The sequence below is a fragment of the Candidatus Babeliales bacterium genome (genome assembly GCA_035944115.1).
Lineage (GTDB): Bacteria > Babelota > Babeliae > Babelales > Vermiphilaceae > DASZBJ01.
Genome location: DASZBJ010000017.1, coordinates 18,423 through 41,910 on the forward strand (window position 1 = coordinate 18,423; position 23,488 = coordinate 41,910).

The window sequence follows — 23,488 nt, forward strand, 5'->3', positions numbered from 1 at the left end:
GATTTAATGAGAAAGGAGCCCAAATATCATGAAACGATTATTTTTTATTATTACCTACCTATTAATTGCACAAGCCACATATTCTTACACAGAAGCTCCAGGATATACGCAGCACGAGGTCGATGCCGACTGGCTCATTGTGGGAGCTGGTCCTGCTGGTATTGCAGCAATTGGGATACTCCTTGATATTGGAGTCCCTCCGCAGCGACTCACCTGGATTGATCCAGAATTTAATGTAGGACGAATGGGAGCTTATTATGACTACGTTACGTCAAATAATGCAACTCATGAATTTATCGCATTTATAAACGCATGCCATTCATTTCAACAATGTCCTGCTGAAACAGTACACAAATTAAATAGTCTCAACCCGCTCGCGTTTGATAACCTACAAGTTGTTATTGACCCCCTGCGTGATATTACTGCCTATCTCTGTACCCAAATACGTGCCATACAAAATTCAATGGAGTCACTCTATTTTACCAATGATAATTGGTATATCACTACCTGCTCTGGTGAATCTGTAAGCGCTCATCACGTTATACTTGCAACAGGATCTCATCCAAAAACGATTGATTATGAACAGCATAAAATTATCTCTCTTGATCTTGCACTAAACCCTTACAATCTCGAACGATTAGTAACGAGTGACGATATCGTTGGTGTTGTTGGTGGCTCACATTCAGCAATCATGCTGCTTAAATTTTTATCAGAACTGCCCTTTCCCGTAAAGCATATTTATAACCTCTATAACTCTCCTCTTATTTACACCATTGATAAAGGGGATTACAAAATTAATGCATTAGATGGTTTAAAAGGTATGACCGCACAATGGGCACAGGAAGTATTGGAAAAAAATCCACCAGCAAACCTGACCCGCATTCAAAGCAGTCCTGAAGCCCTAAAAGCAACTATTGAACTATGCAGTAAAATAATTTATGCAATCGGTTTTGAACGAAACAACCTGCCAGAAATCAATGATACAACTCCGATCACCGCTACAGAAGCGGGCATTATTGCACCGCGACTTTTTGGTATGGGCTTTGCATTCCCTGAAAAAATAACAACATATGAAGGGAAAGAAGGGTATCGCGTTGGACTACGCAGCTTTATGGATTATGCACAACGAATGATCCCGGTATGGTACAACGCTGATAATAATTGCTTAAGAGGTCAGTCAGAGATAGAACATATACAAAAACGGTTGTACCGCCTTTTAGAGTGTGCCGACATATTTACCATTTCATTATTATAAAAAAAGAAGAAACATGTTGATAAAAAGAATAATAATACAGTGCGCACTAATAGCTTTAGTGACGACTCACACAACTACGTACCCAACAGAAGTAGATTATGCATACTGCTGTTATCACGATGAACATGATGCAATCCCACAGCTGGAATCTCTTGATGATATGATCGACATCATTGCTCACCTGATTGATATGCACAGAATGTGGACATTAGAAATAAGCCCCGACGACGATCTTTGCAAACAATATCGTGCTCCGAAACGTACTGTTCCACGTGATACAACTCACATGCGCCTAGACACACTGGATGATATCACCGTGCCGATGATCGATTATGATTATCTATTTATCAACAATTACGGAACAGAAATGTGCTGGATAAAACGGGTCCATGCTATGAACCAAATGCTTACGTATCAACACCCTCAACTACCGCAATCATATGAACTACCTGCAACGGTGCATTACCTGCTTAGTAAAAATAATATTCCTGCGCACTATTTTACCAACTGTTTAGGCAACCCTATTCAAATGCAACTGCATGAAGAGCTACTTGAAATGCTCAATCAAACTGCAGCATTACATGAGACGTACTCGTGGCATCCGTCCATTAATAATTTTACTAAAACTATCATTACATTCTTTGATATATCAAACACCTACAATAACGTTGGCTATGTAGATCGTGCAAAAACTATCAATGACTTTTGTTGGGTATTACTGGAATACGGAAAAGCGATTATTGCAGGAACTTTATCAGGTGTTATTAAATCACACTGTAATCCCATCCCTGCCACCGAAACAACCAAATCATTAAATCATTGCGCATCCCAAGTCGGTCATTACATGAGCAAAATGATAGATGAGTTATGTAATATACCAATCCAATATTGCGTAAACCCTGCGCAAGGAAAGGCACTATATCAGGAATTTATACACAAAATTATGGTACTGTATGCAATCGTTAAACAGAAATTTGAGGAATCTTCCACTCTTGAAATTACCGAACAAACCGCATCTTTTATAGCGCAAGCATATATGACCATACATCAGCTAAAAACAACCCGCTCTAAACTAACAGCACATGATGAACATCGATCAGAACAAAACATAGATTTTTTAGATAGCAATTTCTATGCATAATAATTAAGGAGATAAAAAATGAACAATCAAAAAAAACTGGTGGTACTGATTATCCTCTGCAACGTGTTGATCTCCATCCCAACAACGATTGAAACTGCATCTCATTACAGCAGACAACGCACAGCAGCCCCCCGAACAAATCGCCCGAGCATGCGATATGCGCCATGCAAATCCCGACTCCGCGCCTGCCCACGACCATGTCATGTCAGTAGACAGATACCCATAACCAGTTGCTCTGATGGGCAAGAGACATGGAAACACTGGTATCCTATGGAACAACGCATCATTGATGGACGCTTATACACAAAACATGCCGTCGAGCGCATGGCACCAGACATCACTTCAGTACGATTAGAATTAGAAAGACGGGCACTTGCTTTAGGATATCCTTATGGGTCATCTGAATTTATAAAGTATATAACACCACGTGGTATTTCTCCCAAGACAGTTGAACGAGTAATCAAAAAAGGAAAGTGTATTGCGGGGAAAAGAGCTATGACCAAACAGTACGAATACAAAGGAATACGGGTCATAACTAATCAAGAGGGGACTGTTATCACCGTTATCCGGCTTACATAAAAATTGTATTAAACAGAAAAAAGCGAATGGCAAGAACGCCATTCGCTTTTTTTAATTTCTTGGGATGCCAATCATTCCAAATTTGTAGATCCTTGAAAAAACTGGCTTGCCAGCTTACGTCGCTATTTGAGTCTATTTAAATTTTTAAAACTTTTGAAAAACTGGCTTGCCAAGCATTTGCTTCACAAATGACTGGTGGAGGCGATGGGAATCGAACCCATGTCCGCAAAGCTTCAAATTTCAAACGCTACATGCTTAGTTTTCGAATATACTTATCTAGATCCTCGAAAACACAAAATTTAAGATAAGCCAGTTTTGTGATACTTATCAGGCTACACAACTAAAAAACCTCGCCTGCAAGTTCTATCTTGTATTATACGTGTTGACTGAGCTGATAGACACGCCCCGCCAACAAGTAACAACTATTTAAGCGCCAATTGCACCGGCATAGAAGCCAGTATTCGCATATGGTGTATTAAATAACTGTTCTGCATCTCGATTAGAGTTTGCATTTATGTTTTTAACCAATTGTTTTACGAGCACTCAGTAAACGCTCGACATGCTTTTGAAACCATCATCAATACGTCGAAACCAGTACGCCCCCAGAAATTTCAAAGATACCATCAGTATACCAAAAAATTTATAAAAAAAATCCACAAAAATAACGATCTTTTTTCAAGATGTTTCACATAGACTATACAAACTCTAGATTCTGCTTACCTAACTTGCCTATACTCATTCGGAAGTAGTAATAATCATCCCATTACCAAAAGGATATATAATGGCAGAAGCAGTACAGGCATATTGCGTTAAATGTCGCAAAAAAGCTGAAATGAAGGATGCAAAAGAAGTAGTATTAAAAAACGGACGCCCGGCAATGAAGGGTAAATGCCCAAAATGCGGCACCGGCATGTTTAGAATTGGTGGTGCAACAAGCGCTGCTAAACCTAAAAAGAAATAACTCTTTCTCCATTAAGCAGTGGGGGCGCTCAGGCTATTACAGTCTGAGCGCCCCCTTTTTTGTACATCATAGAGTATCACGATAGTATTCGCACGAGCTCTGGTACGCTGATTACTCCTGCCTCTAATTTTTTTTGCGCATCACCAAAAAATGTCATCATACCATCTGCGTGCGCCTGATTATAAATTGCATCAAACATAGGATTAGAAACTATTAACCCACGCAACTCGCTGGTCATTTGCAACAATTCAAATATTCCCGTACGCCCTTTATACCCCAAATTAAAACAGGTTTTACATCCTTTACCAATAAAAACCTGCGATGGATTAATATTACAGCGATCAAGAACGATCCGCTCCGCTTGCGTAACTTCAGCAGGGATTCGACATTCTTTACAAATTTTACGTGCAAGTCGCTGTGCTAACACACCGGTAATTGCCGCATTCAGTAAAAAAGGTTCAATCCCCATATCCATCAACCGCATGATCGCACCGGGCGCATCATTAGTATGCAACGTAGAAAAAACCAAGTGACCAGTAAGCGCAGCTTCTATAGCAATACGTCCTGTCTGCTTATCGCGAATCTCCCCGACCATAATAATATCGGGGTCCTGCCGCAATAATGCACGCATTCCTTTTTCAAAGGTAAAACCAGCCTCAGGATGAATTTGCCCTTGCGTAATACCATCAACGCTATATTCAACTGGATCTTCTAACGTAATAATATTTTTCTCTGTAGCATTTATCTCTGCAAGCGCTGCATACAATGTCGTTGTTTTTCCTGATCCCGTTTGACCAGTTACCAAAAAAAGTCCACTTGAACGATGAATCAAACTTTTAAACACGTTTAGCATGGCACCATCAAATCCAAGCTGTTCAAGGCGAATATTATTGTGCATGCGATCCAAAATACGTATCACAATTTTTTCACCATAAATAGAAGGAAACGTAGAGACTCGCAAATCAATTTCATGATTATCGCGCACTACTCTAAATTTCCCATCTTGTGGCACACGCCGCTCTGTAATATCAATACGCGCAAGCACTTTCAATCGTGATAATAACTGCTGCATGCTTCCTTTACCGATCACTTGCTGATCATATAATATGCCATCAACTCGATACCGCACGCGCAACCCTGATTCGGTTGATTCTAAATGTATATCAGATGCGCATTGCTCAATCGCTCTATCAAGAATAAAATCAGCGAGCTGAATAATCGAAAGTTGCTCTTGATCAGTTATGTGCAAGCTCATTTACAATTCGTCCTCTTCGTCTGTTTCTGTCAATAATGCACGATATTCATCCTGCTCATGACGTTCATACATAGGATCATCTGCGTGTATATCAACTTCAGTTAATGATTCATCATAATATTCTTCAACCGTACCAATAACATCTGTTCCAATACCAACCCAAAAGTTAACATCGTATGATACATATGTTCTACATAAACTTTCAAGCCCCGGATAATTTGGATTTGCCGCAACCATTATCAAAATATCATCATCAACAGATAACGGAATTATCAAATGCCGTAATAAAAAATCTTTAGGAAATTTATGCAGTAAAAATGAATTAAAAAAAAATCCTTCCATATCAAAATAAGGAACATGATAATATTCTGATAATGCAGCTAACACATACTCACGATCAACCAATCCCTCATCAATGAGAAAATTATCAAATTCAGTAATTGATGATTCCTCAAATGATTCATGCACCTTTGTTATATCATCTGTTGAAAGGACATTGTGTCTAACAAGAATCTCACACAGTTCTTGCACAAATGTTTTTTCTCTTTCCATATGCTCATCTCCTTTTTACGCTAAGCGCAATCCAGCAACACATCCTACAGAAAAGCTAACTACTAATCCAAGATGATGCTTTACCCAATCCCAATAATCCGCCAAAACTGTTTCATTTGAAAGCGCAATCGGCTGAATATTTAAAAGTTCTCGTATCTTTGCCCAATGCACAGTGATAGAAAATATGCCACCATGCTGTAACAGAAACAGAATAAAACCGAGAAGAACCAAAACGAAAACAACTTTACTATATTTTTTTAAAAGAAAACCAATCAAAAATCCAACTGCTACTGCCACACCCATCTGCATGAGCATCTCTTTAGACAGATTCATTTTTTGCATCAATTTGCTTGGAGAGAGTACATCAAGAACTTTATTTAAAAAACCTGGCTCTACTGGATTGTTAGCAACTTCTATGTTGATTACATCCACCGAATCAGCAATCCCAAAATCTGGCATTACACCCTGCGCTAACTCCATATCTATACCATTATACTCCATACATTTCTCCTTTTATAATCAATCTCACAATTTTGGCATTCCAGATATCTTCTTATATCAATTGAATGAGCATAATAACAATAATTTACAAAAAAATAAGAGGACGTACCTAAAAAGATACGTCCTCTTGAATTTTTATATAGAGATCAGAATTTATTTGTTAACCGCATCTTTCAATGCTTTTCCTGCTCTAAACTTTGGCGCTTTTTTCGCTGCGATTTCAATTTTTTTACCAGTCGCAGGATTTACACCAGTTCTTTTCTTACGATCAGCAACTGCAAAAGTTCCAAAACCAGTCAATACAACTTGCTTGCTTTGCTTTAATGCAGCACTTACCGAAGTGATAAAAGCTTCTAGAGCATCTTTACATACTGATTTAGGTAATTTGCTTACCTTCGCCATTTGTTCAACCAAATCCGCCTTGTTCATAGTGATCCTTTGTTACGTATCTTATTTAACTGTTTTCCCCGCAAATAATATTGCATATACTTTGTACTACTTCACAAAACATACCCAACATCATTCACAAAAAAATATGGTGCCGAGGGCCGGACTCGAACCGGCACAGGCATAACACCCGAAGGATTTTAAGTCCTTTGCGTCTACCAAATTCCGCCACCACGGCACACCAACTTTATTTCAAATTTCAATTCTTTGGAGGCGGCACCCGGATTTGAACCGGGGATCAGGGATTTGCAGTCCCACGCCTTACCACTTGGCTATGCCGCCTTACTACGATTGCTACACTGTTACGTGCAAACAAATCCTTTTAAAAAGCTGTTATTTCACATCATAAGTTAAAAATTATGTGATCAGTAACAATTTCATGTCCATTAATGTATCACATCATTATAAATCTGCAACAAAAAGTGGATTAATTAACCTTTTGAAAAAAACGCCCCCAGCGCATACGGCTCCAGAAATCGACCGGATGCTTAATTAAATCGACAATCCACCACGATTCTTCACTATCAACTGACCATATACGGAACACAATTTTTCCATGAATCAATCGCCCATCTATCGGGCCTACCACCCGACAATCCTTGCTGCCTTGACGATTGTCTCCCATCAACCAGTAATTATCTTGGCCAAGAGTTACATCATATTCATCAGTGCCATTCCAACCTGCATTACGACGAGCAGAACATCCGGACATTGGTGAAATCGGCTTACCAGGCTCTTTTAAAATACGTCTTTCTGGAGTAATCGTTATTCCCTCTCCAACCATAATATCTGGGCGTACACACACAGGTTCTTGCGGATGAATTCGATAAAATGGCTGATCCATATCTGATATTTTCGGATCATATGATTTAACACTCACACCCTCTTCTGCGTTAACAACAAGCAATGGGTATTTATTTAAATACGGTTCATCCAATTTTTTATCATTCACATACACAACCGGTTTACCATCTTCTATCACTCCCTTTACATGATCGCCCGGAATGCCAATTACTCGCTTGGTCCAGTTGGCAGGTCCAAACGGCCATATTGGCCATCCCACATACTCTTGATAGGTACGTACTATTGGATTTTTTGAATATGCAAATGTTGGATCATTAAAAGATATGATGTCTCCCCGTTGTGGTTTAGAAAATAGATACGTAAATTTGTCCGCAAAGAATCGCTCTCCTACTAACATCGTTGTTTCCATTGAACCGGTTGGCACTTGGTATAAACCAAATCCAAATGTTCGCACAAGAAAAACGATAAAAAGCAGTAGCGCTAATTCTTTAAAGAGTGAACCCCAACTCTGTTCTTGTTGCTGTATATTCATATATAATCCTTCTATTATTCAGCATTTCTACTACCTATAACGTAACTAATCTTGTATATTTATCAACTTAAAAAATACAACGGATTTACCTGTGTACCAAAAGCATGAAGCTCAAAATGTAAATGTGACGCATCCGCACCTCGTTTACGTACTGAACCGGTATCGCCTACTCGTCCAATTAACGCACCCCGCTTAATTTTCATACCCACCCGTACCAAAATTTTATCAAGATGAGCATACCGCGTACGATATTTATTAGTATGTGCTACCAAAATAGTGTTGCCATATCCTGAAGCATATCGCGCTTCAATTACTACACCATCTGCTGCTACATACACTGGAGTTCCTTTTACTGAAGCCATATCAATACCATAATGATACCCAGAAGATCCATTTGCTTTTTTACGCGGACCAAATAATGAACTTAGCCAAAAATCTGAACGCTTTATCGGCCATGATAAATTAATGTCATGAGCAACATTTTGATTTACATGTCTCGGTTTTTGAGCCGCTTTACCGGCAACAACCGGACGTTGCGCTTTTTTTGCTCTCTTTTTTTTCTGTGGTTTTATAACAGATCTCTCAAGCACGGTATCAGTATACTCAGCCCACATATCAGGCGTGATATGCTCTAATACGTCTTTGTATCCCTGCTTAGTATAATACTGCACTGTTTTATGATGCAAATGCTCCACATCTCTATTGAGCACACAAAAGGCATCACTATCATCAGGATTATCTGATGAAAAAATATTTGCATCTTGAGGCAGAGCATATGCCATCAATTGCTCGTCGTAACTACTTTTTTTTTTTTCGTCTTTATCGTCACGTTGCTCAAAAAGATCTTTAAGATATGCATATTCAACAAACAACTTTTTAATTGCCGTCAAATGATTCTGATAATCCTGCTGGATCATCTGCATCTTATTAGATTCTTGTTTGAAAAAACGATACTCAAACCATAAGAGGCCTGTTGTTATCGTCATAACAAACGCAATAAAAACAAAAAAAATAGTTTTTATACTATTCATAGGTTATTTAACATATTAGATACTCTCTACACTACTTCGTACATCCGTCATACATCAAAACAAGTATCTTTGTGGGTCCATCCTATCAGTTCACCATATTGGACTTTATACCAATCGCCACATTTACAAAGTCGTTGCATCTGCGCAGCGCTCGGCACTTGCCCTACTACATGATATCTCTTATCTGCCCCCGCGTACAAAGAGATAACCGACTCTTTGGCAATCACTACCACATCATGCATTTGACGATACCGATGCCACACCAGATAACCCAACAATAACTGCACAGACAAAAGAGCTATAACTGTACCATATCGTCTATACAAAGCCCATCTTTTTATTAGTAAAAAAAAATACACCCAAACCGATAAAAACAGTAGCTGCAATCCCCAAAATGGCACATACTGCATCTTATTGCTTACTATCTCTATTTTAGCTGGTGCAATAACAGGCAAACCAAGCTGTTGATCTAAAAAACGCATATTATAGTGTATATCATAATACAATGATGTTGGCGCTTGACGTTCTGCACGCTTCCAATACAAACGGGCCTCTGGATAATTGTTTAACCGATACGCGCAACAACCCATATTAAACCAAGCTGCGGCACCTTTATCAGAAATCAATTGATACGTCGCAAGCGCCTGATCATATAAACGATCATTATACAATGCGTGACCTGTTAAAAACAGCTCTTGATTAGTAATCGTGTTTGGTTTCATATCGTTTGCTCAAATACGGTTAACCATGCATGTGCTTGCGTAAATAATGCAATAGCCGATTGATCATCAATCGTTTTATTAAAAAATACCAACTCTGCAATCTGAGAAAAAAAACTGTTCCATGCATGAATGTCATCAACCAACATTCCTGCGCGTGCCAAACGTTCTGCTATCACATCCTGAGAAAGAGCGCTTTCTGGTAATCCAAAACGGGCAACAAATAACTGTATAAAGATAAAATATAATTGTCCCGCGGCATGCTGCTGTTCTGCTTGTTGTAATGCGCGACGAGCAAGCATAAAGCCTCTTTTTTTACGTATAACTAACTCATTTTTATCTTTATACCAGAGCCACATGCTCTGCAATAGAAAAAAAATAATCCCTAATATTGGCACCAATAATAACAGCAAAAAAAATGACAGCGGAATTTCGCGCACCGATCTGCTATACCATATATCATTCGAAATAATAGAATGAATATCATTATGCTGATCAGACTGCCCATTTGCAGTAGTAATATTACCACTTTCTACCTGCTGTGCACCCGCTGAAGAGCCTAACTCATTTTTTCTCGATAGCGCTGTACCAAGAATAGTCACTGATAACGGCTCACTACTCAACGTTATATAATTGCGCGTTTTTATATCAAAATAGGTAAATGTTTGCGATGGAATTTCCCAATCACCCGGCTTCATACCTTGCATAATATATTCAAAAGATACAACACCTTCATCTGGTGATACATGCGTAGTAGATTGCTTTGAATCATATGACGTAAACCCTTCAGGAATCTGTAATATTGTTGGCGCTTCAATAATATTACAATATTTTGACCATCGAGCAGACAAAGAAAACACCATCCCTTCACCTATTTTAGCAACGGTCGGTTTTAATGATGCTTTCAACTGAGAAAACGATCCAACTGCATGCACAGTGCCATTATACTCAGGCAATGGATCAACGATAAGGTTTACTGCATTAGAATATAATCGTTTTTTTTGGTGACTCGTTCTAAAGAAAAAAGAATACTGATCAAAACGATCTCTCGGTGATACTGGCACCTGCACATCTGCTCGTACTCCTGGGATAGTAACAGTCCCTGGCTCCATGACATGCATATCCCATGACGTTGTCAGACAATCATATTCAACACCATCAACAAGTTCAGTCGTAGCTCTAGAATCCCCCTGCTTATTCACATGGCACTTGCCCCATCTCGGTTCTTCAACCCCAATGAGATTAACCCGTTCATCCTTATAAAGATACTGCAGCGAACAGCGAACGGTCTCTCCAACTACCACTTGTTTTTTATCACATACTAATCGCACCATAACTAGAGCTTCATCATCTACCATTGTTCTATCAGATTGCTCAAGTTGATGGTCAACCACCGCAACAGTCAATACGTTAGATTCTACCTTCTTATTATTATGCACAACATATACTGGACCAATGGTCAGAACTCCAAGTGGTTCTCCTATCACCGTATATCGATATGAAACAGTCGTTACTCCATTCATAGTTTGCATCTGTGTTGATTGCGCTACAACATTCAATGATTTCAAGTTATCAACAATCGGATTGCGCACACGACTATGCTCTCCATCTAATACAACCTCTACAATAAATTCTCGCCCAATCACAATCTGTTCTAATGGTTTTCCATTCGCATCTCGCGCTCGTAATGTCACATCTGCATGCATCACAACAGATTGCATTACCAATGAAACGAGTAATACTATTTTACCAACAATTTTGTCCATCTTGCCCCGCTAATTGTTCTCCTACTGCCGCCTTAATCATACATTTATTTAACTGCGCATCGTCCTCTTCACGCTTTTTTAAAATCGTTGCAAGCCACTCATCAACCGTATTTAATGCATCTGTGCGTTCCACTGCTGCCATTTTTTGTCCTCCCTGTTTACCTGCTGCAGCTGCATCAGCTTGTTCTTTTTTTTGTTCAGCCGTATTCTGTTTACTGTCTTTAGCTATATTTTGTGTATCGTTCTTTTCATTTTGGTTGTGAGTTTTATGTTCATTTTGATTCTTATGTTCATTACCTGGCTTATCTTGCAAATCACCTTCAAGATCCTTTTGCCCTTGCTGTTGTTGCTGCTGTTTCTTTTCATTGTTCTGCCGGTTCTGTGGATTTCCGCCTTGTTCTTTGTTTTGGTCGGACTGCTGCTTGCTGTGCTGTTCTTCGTTTGATCCAGACTGGTCCGGCTGTTGATTCTGCTTGTTCTTTTGCTGATTTCCATCATTACGATCTTGATCTCGCTGGGCATCATTCTGTTGTTCGTCATTACCTGAAGAATCTTGTTGTTTATCATCGTGCTTTTTATCTTGCTGATCCTTTTGCTGTTCTTGTTTATCCTGATTTTTATTTTTCTGCTCGTCGTTCTGCTCTTTTTCTTGCTCTTTTTTTTTCTTTTGCTCATCACGCATTTTTTTTACAATCTCCAAGTTGTGCTTTGTCCGTTCATTATTAGGAACGATAGATAATGCGTGCTCATAATAGGCAATGGCATCATCGAGTTGTTTTCGTTGAACGGCACTGTTTCCTGCATTAAAACACGCTTGTTCTTTTAATTGATCAGTAATTGACTGCGCATTAATTACTGCATCAAAATAACCTTGCGCATGTTCATAATCGCCAACTTTATATGACGCAACTCCCATATCATATAATAAAACAAAATCATCAACATTATTCACCACCAGTGGCGTTAAAATCTCACGAGCTTTTTCCCATTCTGCACGCTGACCTGCATATGCAGCTTTATCACGTTCAAAGAGAGCATGTAAGGGGAAAGATGAGAACAAAAACAAATATAGAATAATAAACACAAAGCGATTCATCATAGAAACCATTCCATCAAAAAAAAACCAAAACTGCCCGCGATAAAATAAGGATATTGCTGTTCAAATAATGCTATTTTCTTATCATCAAATTTCTCTTTTTCAAAACGATTCACGTGCGATATAAGCGAGCGCACGTCAGAATCATCGTCTGTCATTTTAATATAAATGCCACCAGAATCAAGTGACAGCGCACGGAGAATATCTTCATTAAGACGAGAGATGACCACGCCACCTTTTTGATTACGTTGATGGCCCATGTGATTGCCTCGCACATCAAACAAAGGAATAGGGGCTCCCTGCGTTGTGCCAACACCAATAGTAAAAATATGCATACCGACTTGTGCTGCTTGTTGTTTGACTCCTGCAAGATTACTCGAAAAATCTTCTCCATCAGTAAACACAACTAATAATCTATTTTTTTGATCTGGCGTCGTCTGAAATGCAGCAATTGCTTTTTTTATTGCCGCATCAAGAGCCGTAGTTCCAGAAGAAATTGTTTCTACATCAATCTGATTTAAAAACATCTCAAATGCACCATAATCTGCTGTCAAAGGACATTGCACAAAGGTAGATCCTGAAAATAAAATAAGGCCTATTCGCTCACATGAAAGATACTTGATCAATGATTTTATTTTTTCTTTTGCACAGCTCAAACGATCGGGCTTACAATCTTGCACAAGCATGCTTCGAGAAATATCTAATGCTATAAAAAGATCTCGTCCTTCTTGTGCAACAACATGCTCTTTTTTATTCCATTGTGGTTCTAATACAACAAGAAACAATGCAACCGAACCTAAAAAAAATAACAATGCTTTAAGCTTCATTTTTTTCTGAGAAAAACCAAGTAGTAGTCGAGATTCATGCTGCAGTACCGCAAGCAAACGAACTACCATTTTCGTTTTATACAATCGGTATATTAGCAAAATCGCAACCACTACTAATATTGGAGACCATATAAGACGATCTAATGCTCCCCACGTAATTCCTATATTCATATTTATACGCCAAACCAAATAAATGTTGTCATACACAATTCAAAAAACAATAATGCTGCAGCTATGCAGACAAACGGTATAAACCAATCATAACAGGTGCTAAAAATAGATGATTCTATCTCCGTTTTTTCCAATGCATCAATGGTATCATAAATCATACGCATATCCTTTGCATCTTTCGCCTGAAAAAATCTCCCTCCTGTTTCACGGGCAAATCGTTCAAGCAATGCAACATTAAATGAACTATGTTGCACGGGGAATCCCAATAAAAGGGTGCGCATATCCTGCATATCTGAACCAATGCCTATGGTATAAATTTTTATTCCTAACTGTTGTGCAGCCTGAATAGCGATATCTGGATTTATATCATTTCCGCTCGGCTCACCATCTGTTAACAAAATCATAATTTTACTTGCCGCTTTTGAATACCGTAATCGATTCGCTGCAGTTATAATTGCTTGCGCTATGACCGTTCCTTCTGGATTAACCAGCCCAATCTCTACATCACGAACTATCTCGGTAAGAATCTTTTTATCAACCGTAAGCGGGCAACGACTTAACGCATCATTACCAAATAAAACAATTCCTATTGCATCGTTAGTACGCTTTTTTATAAAACGAATCGCTTCTTCTTTTGCAACCGTAATACGGGAACGCTCATCGTGCCCATGGTGCGGTAAATTCATACTTCCTGAAATATCTAATACCAACACAATGTCAATACCATTCACTACTACATTTGATTTCGGATCAATTAGTTGTGGCTTGGCTAACAAAAAAACAAACATGAGTAATGTAGTTAACCGCGTAATATACAAAATCTTTTTATAGGGATGATGCGAAACAGCACCATGCGTATGCAATGATGATGCTAATGAATAGGTATATCGAAATCCCGCGTAATACTTACACCGAATCAATGCAAACAACAAAACAACTGGTATACCAATATATAAAACCAATGGGTATGTAAAATGCAAAGACAAATTCACGCCTGTTCCTCTTTTTGATCAACAAACCACTGAACAACACGCTGCTTAAACTGCTCATCCGTTTCTTCAACTTGATAGATAAATGGTTTACCTATCACAACCGTTACCGTATGCCACCCCATCAAATTAGAATGCACGGGATACACTTTACCTGCATTAAATAAGCGCACTGGAATTACCGGCTTTCCTGTTCTTTTTGCAAGCAACACAAAACCATTATAAAAATCGTGCACAAACTCATCCTGATATCGTCCTCCTTCGGGAAACAGAACAATATGAGTTTGTCTATTTTTTACTAAATTTATCGCTTTCAGTAAGGAGCGCATACCTTTCGTCGGAGACTCTATATCAACTACCACCGTCGCACGCGGTAAAAAGAATGAAAACAATGGCAATCTAAAAAGATGATTCGTTGCTAACCAAATATGCGGATGTCCATGCATAAGCGCCCCAAGCAAAGGAATATCAAGTGCAGATTCATGATTAGCAATTATAATCGCTGGATCATACGGGATTCCACACTCCCCTTTTATTTTAATCGGCACCAACATAATTTTCAGCGATGCCCAATAAAAAAAACTACCAATCCAATACAACACCGGATTATCAAAGCGATATTTTTCTGGTACCAACAAACAAATCAACAATGGTATAAATATAATTGCGAGCAAAATGAGAAATAACATCGAAGAAATAACGGTATGAAGAAAGGCAAAAATAGTAGCAACTCTCATTTAGATTCCTTATTTATCAAAATAAAGTTTATATTGCTCTTGCGATTTTTTAACATATAAATTACCAAAGAAACAGATTGCAACTAAAGCAACACAAAAAAGAAATGCCGAGATTAATACATCAGAAAATACTGTATTAGGATACATGGCTATATTTACCAAGCTAGCCAACCAGATCACCACGCCAAAAAATAACTTACTGATCGCTAAAAATGCTACACTTCCTAACAACAATAATAAGCATATAAACGGAAGATTATAAAGAAACATTTTTAATGCTCTATAGATTGAGCATAATAAATTTTTAATAGATACTTTGCCATCCAAAAAAAACATAATCGTAAACATACTCAAAACTGCCATAACCATCAATAACAAGATAAAAACAGTGCCTGCGTAATTCGGTGAATACATTGCCCCGCACAACTGCCAAACTCCATATAATAAAGCAACAGAGATTATGCTATGAAAAGCATACTGATCAAAATACTCATAATTTTTAAGTCCCACCGAAGGACGCATTCCGATAATGAATTCTACTAATAAAATCAGGAGTCCAATCGTAATCAAAAAAGATTCAAACTCTTTTACATTAATCAGTCTCAATGGTAAAAGAAACCAAACCAGCAACAACAACATCCAGTAATATAGCAACCACATTGAAAACTTTTGATAGGTTAGAATAATCGTACCCCAAAACAACAATCCATATCCAAGTTCTACCAGACCAAACTCTGGAAACAAAACAGAAACCGCAAATACGCTATATAACAAGATGAAGGACCAATAATATCGAATCCAAACCACAAAGGTTTGCCGCAGCGTATTAAGCGTGACCAATAAGAACAGTTTTATATTTGCAGGATATAATAAGGATAATGAATCTTTCCATTCAGACAGTATGTTCATTAATCTTCCTTATTTATCAAAATAAAGTTTATATTGCTCTTGCGATTTTTTAACATACAAATTACCGAAGAAACAGATGCCACATAAAGCTGCACAAACATGATAGAATGGAAAAACGACATTAATAAGCCCATTAGAAACTCTATGATACATAGCTGTATTTGCTAATAAACCAAGACCATACACCGCGGCAATAAACAAAATTCCTACTGCTAAAAACAACGCAAATCCCAATAACAATGATATACATATAAAAGGAAGATTATAGAAAAACATTTTTAATGCTCTATAGATGGAGCATAGTACATTTTTAATCGATACTTTGCCATCCAAAAAAAACATAATCGAAAATAGGCTCACAACTGCCATAATCATAAATAAGATTAAGGTACTAACAGCGTAATCTGGCGAATATATTGTCCCGTACAACTGCATAATCCCATATAACAAAGCAACAGAGATCATGCTGTGAAAAACATATTGGTCAAAATACTGATAATTTTTAAGACCTACTGACGGACGCATTGCTATAATAAAGCCTACTAATAAGACAAGCGCCCCAATCGTAATAAAGAAAACATCAAACGTTTCCACATTAGTCAATTTCAATATGCCAACACTTATCCATTTCAAGAAACTAAGCCATAAACACAAAAATAATACTAGCAAATTGTACCCTAACCATACGAAAAACTTTCGATGTACTACAGCAACTAGTACACTCCAAAACAGCAATCCATTCACAAGATAATCAATGTCTTTGCCAAGCCCAGGAGATACGGCATAGGCCGTAAATATGCTATATAACAATATCAAAGACCAATAATATCGTACCCACACCACAAAGGTTTGCCGCAGCGTATTAAGCGTCACCAATAAAAACAGTTTTATATTCGCAGGATACAGTAACGACAATGAATCTTGCCACTCAGACCATATATTCATTAATCTTCCTTATTTATCAAAATAAAGTTTATATTGCTCTTGCGATTTTTTAACATACAAATTACCGAAGAAGCAGATAGTAAAAAGGACAATACAAAAGAAGAATAGGTACAATGGAACAATAAAAAGTACTGTATAAACATTAAGATACTCAGTTGGATTTACAAGTCGATGCAACCAACTAACTACATAAAGAAACAATGTCATAAACCCTAATAACAAACCCTCTATCAACAACAATGATAAACATATAAAAGGAAAATTATAAAAAAACATTTTTAATGCTCTATATATTGAACACAGTAAATTTTTAAGAGATAATTTACCATCCAAAAAAAACATAATCATAAATGTACTTATCATTGCTATAACAAGTAATAACATGCTGTTAAGAACAATAGAGTGCGGTAACACTAATACCTGGTACAACGTCCTGTACAACTGCCAAATCCCATTCAGTAAAGCAACAGAAATTATACTGTGAAAAACATACTGATCAAAATACTCATAATTTTTAAGACCCACCGATGGACGCATTGCGATAACAAACTCAACTAACAAAACAAGTATCCCAATCACAATCCACGAAGCCTCATATGCTTTCGGATTAACAAACAGGAAAAGATAACCCAGAATTCCAAGCAACAAATAGAGGATGACAAATCTACAATAATACCGTAACCAAATTGAATACTTCTGATATGCTAAGAGAATCATACCCAAAAGCACAATGTACCCTTGAATCACTTTAAACACTTCCCCCACTGATGCTCTTGGTGGAAATAAAAATAATAAAGCCGTAGCGCTATAAAGCACTATCAGAGGCCAAGAATACCGCAACCTCGCTACAAATGTTTGCCGCAGCGTATTAAGCGTGACCAATAAAAAAAGTTTTAAATTTGCTGGCTTCAACAACGATAATGAATCTTTCCATTCAGACATTATATTCATTAACATTCCTTTATTTTTTTATTCACTACTAACCGCTTCTATTTTAAAGAGTCTCTCCATAATCGCAAGCAATGATAAAAGCAAAAATATCCAAAATTGGCTCTTCTCCTAATAAAACCTCCCTTAAATCCAATATTATTTTACTTTCTTAAATAATTGCATCATCCTACGTTCTTATTATACTAAACAACCTTTGGAGATTTTATCGTAAACACGGCCAAAGCCAGCTCCGTCCCGATCAATCGAACCATCATTACCCATGCCCAACAGATAAAAAAATGCTATATATGAGACTTTTTACCCCCCAATCCTTAAAATGTTTGACATTTAGAAAATATTTGATTTATTATGAATGATAACTTGCAAGAAGCGAAACAAAATTTATTATAAAATGTGTCATTTAAATGGCCAAGGAACGGGCAGAGGGATGCCCCAACGAAAAGTATAGAGTATGAAAAAACTGTTAATTGTAGAGTCACCCGCAAAAATAAAAACTATCCAAAAGTTCTTGGGTAAAGAGTTTGTCATTATGTCCACCGTCGGCCATATCAAGGATTTGCCGACAAAAAAACTGGGCATTACCATGAAGGACGACTCTATTGAACTTGAATACGTAACTTTGGATGATAAGAAGAAAGTTATTGCGGATATCTGCAAACAGGCCTCTACTTCTGATGATATCTATATTGCGCCCGATCCTGACCGTGAAGGAGAAATCATCGCATGGCATATTGGCAAAGAGATAGAAAAGGTCGTTAAAGATCCAAAAAAAATACACCGCATCTCCTTTAACGAAATTACCAAGCCAGTTGTTATCGAGGCGGTGGAAAACCCTGGGCACATTGATGAAAAGAAAGTCGCTGCACAACAAGCTCGTCGTATTCTTGATCGCTGGGTAGGTTATGAAGTGTCTCCTATTTTATGGAAAAAAGTTGCTACGGGTACCTCTGCTGGTCGCGTACAATCGGTAGTTTTACGCCTGGTTTGCGAACGAGAAGAGGCTATTCGCAGCTTTAAACCAGAAGAATATTGGAGCATCACCGGCATCTTTAAACATCTAAAATCTAAAATTGAAGCTGCTTTAACACACATTGGCAAAAAGAAAGCAGAAATTAACAATGAAAAACAGGCCAATGAGATTCTAAAAGAACTCAAAGATCTTGATTATTCGATTGATTCTATTGTTGATAAAAAGCGCATCAAAAATCCTGTTGCGCCGTTTATGACCAGTACCATACAACAAGCCGCTTTTAACCAACTTGGTTTTACTGCTAAAAAAACAATGCAAATCGCTCAAAAATTATATGAAGGTATGCCGCTTGAAGATGAATCAACACCTGTTGCGTTAATCACCTACATGCGTACCGATTCTAAACGAATCTCAGAAAGCGCAATTACTCAAGCCCGATCATATATTGGAAAACATTTTTCTAAAGATTATTTACCAACCAAAGCAAATATTTATACAACCGGCAAGGAAGCCACGCAAGATGCACACGAAGCCATCAGACCGGTTGATGTGAATATCACCCCCGAACAAGTTAAAAGATATGCGCCAAAAGATGCTGCGCGTTTATATGAACTTATTTGGCGCCGATTTGTTGCATGCCAAATGAAACCAGCAGAATATGCACAACGACAGGTTACTATTATTGCGGATAAGTATACGTTTAAAGTTACCGGTTCAACCTTAATTTTTGATGGTTTTTTGAAAGTATATGATGATGAAAAAGAGGAAAAAGAAGATAAGGTAGTATTACCTCCTACGCTCAAAGAAAAAGATGCTCTTGCTCTTGAAAAACTTGATCCAAAACAACACTTCACACAACCTCCTCCAAAATATTCTGAAGCATCGCTTATTAAAGAAATGGAAAAAGAAGGTATTGGCAGACCAAGTACCTACTCAGCAACACTCAGCACCATTCAAGCACGTAAATACGTGGTGATAGACAGTAAAAAAAGATTTACCCCGACAGAACTTGGCTTTGCAGTAACAACTATGCTCACGGAAAATTTCCCTGATATCATGGATATAAAATTTACTGCAAATATGGAGCTCGATCTTGATAAAATTGCCAACGGGGAGCTCGAACGAGATAAACTTTTACATACATTTTATAAAAGTTTTCAAAAAGAGTTAAAGAAGTTTACGGGCAAGAGTAAAGACGGTAGCACAAAAAAGCAGGCTATTGTAACTGATGTGGACTGCCCTACCTGCAAAAAAAATAAACTCAGTATCAAATTTGGCAGAACGGGCGAATTTTTGGGGTGCATGGGATACCCTGATTGCACATTCACTTCAAACTTCAGACGGAATGAAGAAGGAGTAATCGAACTAATAGAAACTGAAAAGCCACAACTTTTAGATGAAAAATGTCCAAAATGTGGCAGTCAATTACGACAAATGAGTGGTAAGTTTGGTACATTCATCGCCTGCTCCGGATACCCTGACTGTAAATATATCAAACAGAACAAAGCGAATTTCCCTTGTCCATCATGCGGCGGCGATATCGTAGAACGACGCTGGCGCGGAGGCAGTTTCTGGGGATGTAGCTCATATCCAAAATGTAAATTCGCTATTTTTGGCGAGATAGAAGAAAAACCGTGTCCAAAATGCAAGCTACCATTTTTAGTCAAAAAGACCGCAAAAGATGGCACCGTTTCCCTATCTTGTAATGACAAAACATGTGGATATAAAAAATAGTTATTTGACCAACAAACTACACAGATTATTGACAATCTGAATGCGCAGGCTACTATAGCTCAATAGTATTGGATTATAAAATGTGTTTATTTAAGTCAAAGTATAAAATTATGAAATACATGTTCATACTTGCAACTACCACGCTAACAATTTTTTACGGCAACCCATTGCTTTCGGCAAATCCAGATGAAAACGTCATGGGTAGACTCGCCATTGAACAACTCACAACTTTATTAGGCAAAAAACCGAATATTTCTGCTGAGGAAGCGCAAAAAGCCTTACAGGGGGGCCTAGAATTCAATTACGACAGGCAGAAAAACAGAAAAGACAACCAACAAGCAAAACGAGAGCTTGACAGCTTTCTTAAGTCTAATAATTCCCCAATGGCAAGGCAACTTGCAGCTCAGGCCAGATTGCGTCGAAAATTAGACAGTTTACATCAATAAAACGGCTTTGACTGTATACCATTTTAGACTGTATTAAAAACCTTAATAAAAACAAAATGATCGAGGGTTCTGAAGATTAATCTCCAGAACCCTCGACCATTTACAATTACACTTGTTACGCCAGTCGCGAACCATTAGCAACAGGCTCTGCAACGGTTGCCATTTTGAGCTGGTCACCCGATTTTGCAAGAAGCATCATGCCTTGTGATTCTAATCCAAGCATCATGCGCGGCTTTAAATTAACCACAAACACTCCTTGCTTACCAATTAACTGACTTGGTTCATACCATTGCGCAATGCCAGAAAGGATTTGGCGCATACCAAGCGGTCCAAAATCAATTTGAGAAACAAGCATCTTGGTTGAACCTGGAACCGGCTCCGATTTGATAATAGTGCCAACGCGCAAATCAACTTTTACAAAATCATCAATGGCTATATAGCCATTATCATTACTGACCACATCATTTTTTTGTATTTCTTCTTTTTGCATAATTACCTCTTGTACCACTGGCTCATGTTTTTGAAACAGTGTATCTATTTTATGTAACATAAATGATTGCCGCCATTGCCCTAACTCTAACTGTTCAATCGAACCATTTTGCAATTTCAAAGTAACACCAATACTGCCCAACAATTGCTCCATTTTATGTGGCATTACTGGCCACAGTAAAATTGCTATTGCTTTCAAACTGTGCGCAACTGCACTCAAAATTTGTATAAACTTTTGACGATCGGTGTGCACCAACTTCCACGGCTCTTGAGAATGGAAAAACATATTCACCTTATGAATAAATTCACAGATCCGCGCAAGCGCACGGTGATACAGATACTCATCCATATAACTGCTAAAATCTTGCAACAAATTCAAACAATCATCCCGTAAGTCCATGGCCTTATCAAACCAAACATCCTGCACTGGCAACTCAATAATCGCATGTTTATGGGCGAGAGCTACCATACGATTAAGTAAATTTCCCAAATCATTTGCCAAATCAGCCGTAATTGTCTGCTCCAAGTCCTCAATAGTGAATGAACTGTCGTGGGTAATCGCCATTTTACGCATTAAATAATAACGCACGGGCTCAGCACCATATTTTTCGAGCAATGTCAGCGGATCAATCACATTTCCCAGTGATTTAGACATCTTTTGATCACCAACTTTAATCCATCCATGTACCAATAATTGCTTTGGTAATGGCAATCCGGAAGCCATCAAAAATGCAGGCCAATATATTGCATGAAACCGAACAATGTCTTTACCGAGAATCTGTACATCGGCCGGCCACCATTTTTTAAACATTTCTAATTTATTTTTATCACCATAGCCAATAGCGGTAATATAATTGTTAAGCGCATCTGCCCAAACATAGGTCACATGGGTTGGATCATTCGGAAACGGAATTCCCCATGAAACCGTAGTACGTGAAAGTGAAAAATCATGCAATCCAGCTTTAACAAAATTAATAACTTCATTAGCTCGTTCTTTTGGCACAATAAAATTTGGGTTATCTGCATAAAACTGTAATAATTTATCTTGGTATGCAGACAATTTAAAAAAATATGTTTGTTCTGAAACCGCATGAGTTGGACGACCACACAGCGCATGCTTTGGCGCTTGCCCCGCCTGGTGTGTATTATCTTCTTTTTCCGTCACAAATGTTTCACACGGAGTACAGTACCATCCAGTATATGCTCCTTTATATACATCACCCGTATCAATGAGCCGCTGCAGCCATCCTTGAACGGCTTTCACGTGATAACTATCAGTGGTACGAATAAACTCTGTATATTCAAGCTCATACGCATCCCACGCATGTTTATATGCGGGAATAAAACTATCTACAAACTCTTGCGGCGCTTTACCAACCTGTCGCGCAGCATCCGCTACCTTTTGCCCATGCTCATCTGTGCCCGTTAAGAAAAATACCTGTTTACCGTGCAAACGGTTCCAACGAGCTGCAACATCCGCTAATAATGTTGAATATAATGAACCAAGATGCGGACGAGCTGTTACATAATAAATAGGGGTGGTAACGTAAAAAGTTTGTTTCGTCATTCTGACATGTCTCCATAATTACAATAGTGAATGTAAGGGTAAAAAAATTAATATACCATGCTAATGGGCTCCAGACAAACAAATAACGGCACGATGTTTTACGGATGTAAAACA

At 38.0% G+C, this 23,488-nt stretch carries 22 protein-coding genes, 2 tRNA genes and 1 other RNA gene; 6 read left to right on the forward strand and 19 right to left on the reverse strand.

The window, feature by feature from the left end; genetic code table 11:
* The first annotated feature begins 28 nt into the window (after positions 1-28).
* The 3 genes from VGT41_02040 to VGT41_02050 are packed head-to-tail and all read left to right on the forward strand — an operon-like array spanning position 29 to position 2,975.
* Positions 29-1,255 carry an FAD/NAD(P)-binding protein gene (locus VGT41_02040; protein ID HEV2601056.1) on the forward strand — a complete coding sequence of 409 codons (1,227 nt, stop codon included), beginning with the start codon at positions 29-31 and terminating at the stop codon, positions 1,253-1,255.
* 13 nt (positions 1,256-1,268) lie between these two features.
* On the forward strand, positions 1,269-2,396 hold the full coding sequence (locus tag VGT41_02045) for a hypothetical protein (protein HEV2601057.1): 1,128 nt from the start codon (positions 1,269-1,271) through the stop codon (positions 2,394-2,396).
* 18 nt (positions 2,397-2,414) lie between these two features.
* Positions 2,415-2,975 (forward strand): hypothetical protein, encoded by a 561-nt coding sequence (locus tag VGT41_02050; GenBank protein ID HEV2601058.1) that lies wholly within the window; start codon positions 2,415-2,417, stop codon positions 2,973-2,975.
* Between the two features lie 193 nt (positions 2,976-3,168).
* Here VGT41_02050 and ssrA read toward each other — a convergent pair.
* Positions 3,169-3,579: a transfer-messenger RNA gene (gene ssrA, locus VGT41_02055) on the reverse strand.
* 177 nt (positions 3,580-3,756) lie between these two features.
* On the opposite strand from ssrA, the gene VGT41_02060 reads away from it, so the two are divergent.
* Positions 3,757-3,936: a DUF5679 domain-containing protein gene (locus VGT41_02060; protein ID HEV2601059.1), complete on the forward strand. Its 180-nt coding sequence runs from the start codon at positions 3,757-3,759 to the stop codon at positions 3,934-3,936.
* A 76-nt stretch (positions 3,937-4,012) separates the two neighbouring features.
* Here VGT41_02060 and VGT41_02065 read toward each other — a convergent pair whose 3' ends face one another.
* From VGT41_02065 to VGT41_02145, 17 genes are all read right to left on the reverse strand, one after another.
* Positions 4,013-5,191 (reverse strand): GspE/PulE family protein, encoded by a 1,179-nt coding sequence (locus VGT41_02065; protein HEV2601060.1) that lies wholly within the window; start codon positions 5,189-5,191, stop codon positions 4,013-4,015.
* A complete protein-coding gene (locus tag VGT41_02070; protein HEV2601061.1) occupies positions 5,192-5,743 on the reverse strand; it encodes a hypothetical protein in 552 nt (183 codons plus the stop codon). It abuts the gene before it with no gap.
* 15 nt (positions 5,744-5,758) lie between these two features.
* Complete coding sequence (locus VGT41_02075) at positions 5,759-6,244, reverse strand: FUN14 domain-containing protein (GenBank protein ID HEV2601062.1); 486 nt, start codon at positions 6,242-6,244, stop codon at positions 5,759-5,761.
* A 153-nt stretch (positions 6,245-6,397) separates the two neighbouring features.
* Positions 6,398-6,673: an HU family DNA-binding protein gene (locus VGT41_02080; protein ID HEV2601063.1), complete on the reverse strand. Its 276-nt coding sequence runs from the start codon at positions 6,671-6,673 to the stop codon at positions 6,398-6,400.
* Between the two features lie 107 nt (positions 6,674-6,780).
* Positions 6,781-6,869 (reverse strand) — tRNA-Leu (locus tag VGT41_02085).
* 30 nt (positions 6,870-6,899) lie between these two features.
* A tRNA-Cys gene (locus tag VGT41_02090) sits at positions 6,900-6,973 on the reverse strand.
* A 145-nt stretch (positions 6,974-7,118) separates the two neighbouring features.
* Positions 7,119-8,027 carry a signal peptidase I gene (lepB, locus tag VGT41_02095; protein HEV2601064.1) on the reverse strand — a complete coding sequence of 303 codons (909 nt, stop codon included), beginning with the start codon at positions 8,025-8,027 and terminating at the stop codon, positions 7,119-7,121.
* A 62-nt stretch (positions 8,028-8,089) separates the two neighbouring features.
* Positions 8,090-9,058, reverse strand: coding sequence for a M23 family metallopeptidase (locus VGT41_02100; protein ID HEV2601065.1), 969 nt, complete (start codon positions 9,056-9,058; stop codon positions 8,090-8,092).
* 47 nt (positions 9,059-9,105) lie between these two features.
* The gene (locus tag VGT41_02105) at positions 9,106-9,780 is read right to left on the reverse strand and encodes a tetratricopeptide repeat protein (protein ID HEV2601066.1); all 675 of its coding nucleotides are present in this window, start codon (positions 9,778-9,780) and stop codon (positions 9,106-9,108) included.
* Complete coding sequence (locus VGT41_02110) at positions 9,777-11,543, reverse strand: BatD family protein (protein ID HEV2601067.1); 1,767 nt, start codon at positions 11,541-11,543, stop codon at positions 9,777-9,779. Before VGT41_02110 ends, VGT41_02105 begins: the two co-directional genes overlap by 4 nt.
* A complete protein-coding gene (locus VGT41_02115; protein HEV2601068.1) occupies positions 11,524-12,642 on the reverse strand; it encodes a tetratricopeptide repeat protein in 1,119 nt (372 codons plus the stop codon). Before VGT41_02115 ends, VGT41_02110 begins: the two co-directional genes overlap by 20 nt.
* Positions 12,639-13,637 (reverse strand): VWA domain-containing protein, encoded by a 999-nt coding sequence (locus tag VGT41_02120; protein ID HEV2601069.1) that lies wholly within the window; start codon positions 13,635-13,637, stop codon positions 12,639-12,641. Before VGT41_02120 ends, VGT41_02115 begins: the two co-directional genes overlap by 4 nt.
* Positions 13,638-13,639: 2 nt before the next feature.
* Positions 13,640-14,629 carry a VWA domain-containing protein gene (locus tag VGT41_02125; protein HEV2601070.1) on the reverse strand — a complete coding sequence of 330 codons (990 nt, stop codon included), beginning with the start codon at positions 14,627-14,629 and terminating at the stop codon, positions 13,640-13,642.
* Positions 14,626-15,363 carry a lysophospholipid acyltransferase family protein gene (locus VGT41_02130; GenBank protein ID HEV2601071.1) on the reverse strand — a complete coding sequence of 246 codons (738 nt, stop codon included), beginning with the start codon at positions 15,361-15,363 and terminating at the stop codon, positions 14,626-14,628. The genes VGT41_02125 and VGT41_02130 overlap by 4 nt, the downstream gene beginning before the upstream one ends.
* A gap of 9 nt (positions 15,364-15,372) precedes the next feature.
* Positions 15,373-16,272 (reverse strand): hypothetical protein, encoded by a 900-nt coding sequence (locus VGT41_02135; protein HEV2601072.1) that lies wholly within the window; start codon positions 16,270-16,272, stop codon positions 15,373-15,375.
* A gap of 9 nt (positions 16,273-16,281) precedes the next feature.
* Positions 16,282-17,217: a hypothetical protein gene (locus VGT41_02140; GenBank protein ID HEV2601073.1), complete on the reverse strand. Its 936-nt coding sequence runs from the start codon at positions 17,215-17,217 to the stop codon at positions 16,282-16,284.
* A gap of 9 nt (positions 17,218-17,226) precedes the next feature.
* Positions 17,227-18,168, reverse strand: a complete 942-nt coding sequence (locus VGT41_02145) for a hypothetical protein (protein ID HEV2601074.1) — start codon at positions 18,166-18,168, stop codon at positions 17,227-17,229.
* 451 nt (positions 18,169-18,619) lie between these two features.
* On the opposite strand from VGT41_02145, the gene topA reads away from it, so the two are divergent.
* Both topA and VGT41_02155 read left to right on the forward strand, forming a co-directional pair.
* Positions 18,620-20,872 (forward strand): type I DNA topoisomerase, encoded by a 2,253-nt coding sequence (topA, locus tag VGT41_02150; protein ID HEV2601075.1) that lies wholly within the window; start codon positions 18,620-18,622, stop codon positions 20,870-20,872.
* Between the two features lie 110 nt (positions 20,873-20,982).
* Positions 20,983-21,318, forward strand: a complete 336-nt coding sequence (locus tag VGT41_02155; protein ID HEV2601076.1) for a hypothetical protein — start codon at positions 20,983-20,985, stop codon at positions 21,316-21,318.
* A 115-nt stretch (positions 21,319-21,433) separates the two neighbouring features.
* On the opposite strand, the gene metG is transcribed toward VGT41_02155, so the two are convergent.
* Positions 21,434-23,374, reverse strand: a complete 1,941-nt coding sequence (gene metG, locus VGT41_02160; protein ID HEV2601077.1) for a methionine--tRNA ligase — start codon at positions 23,372-23,374, stop codon at positions 21,434-21,436.
* Positions 23,375-23,488: the final 114 nt, after the last annotated feature.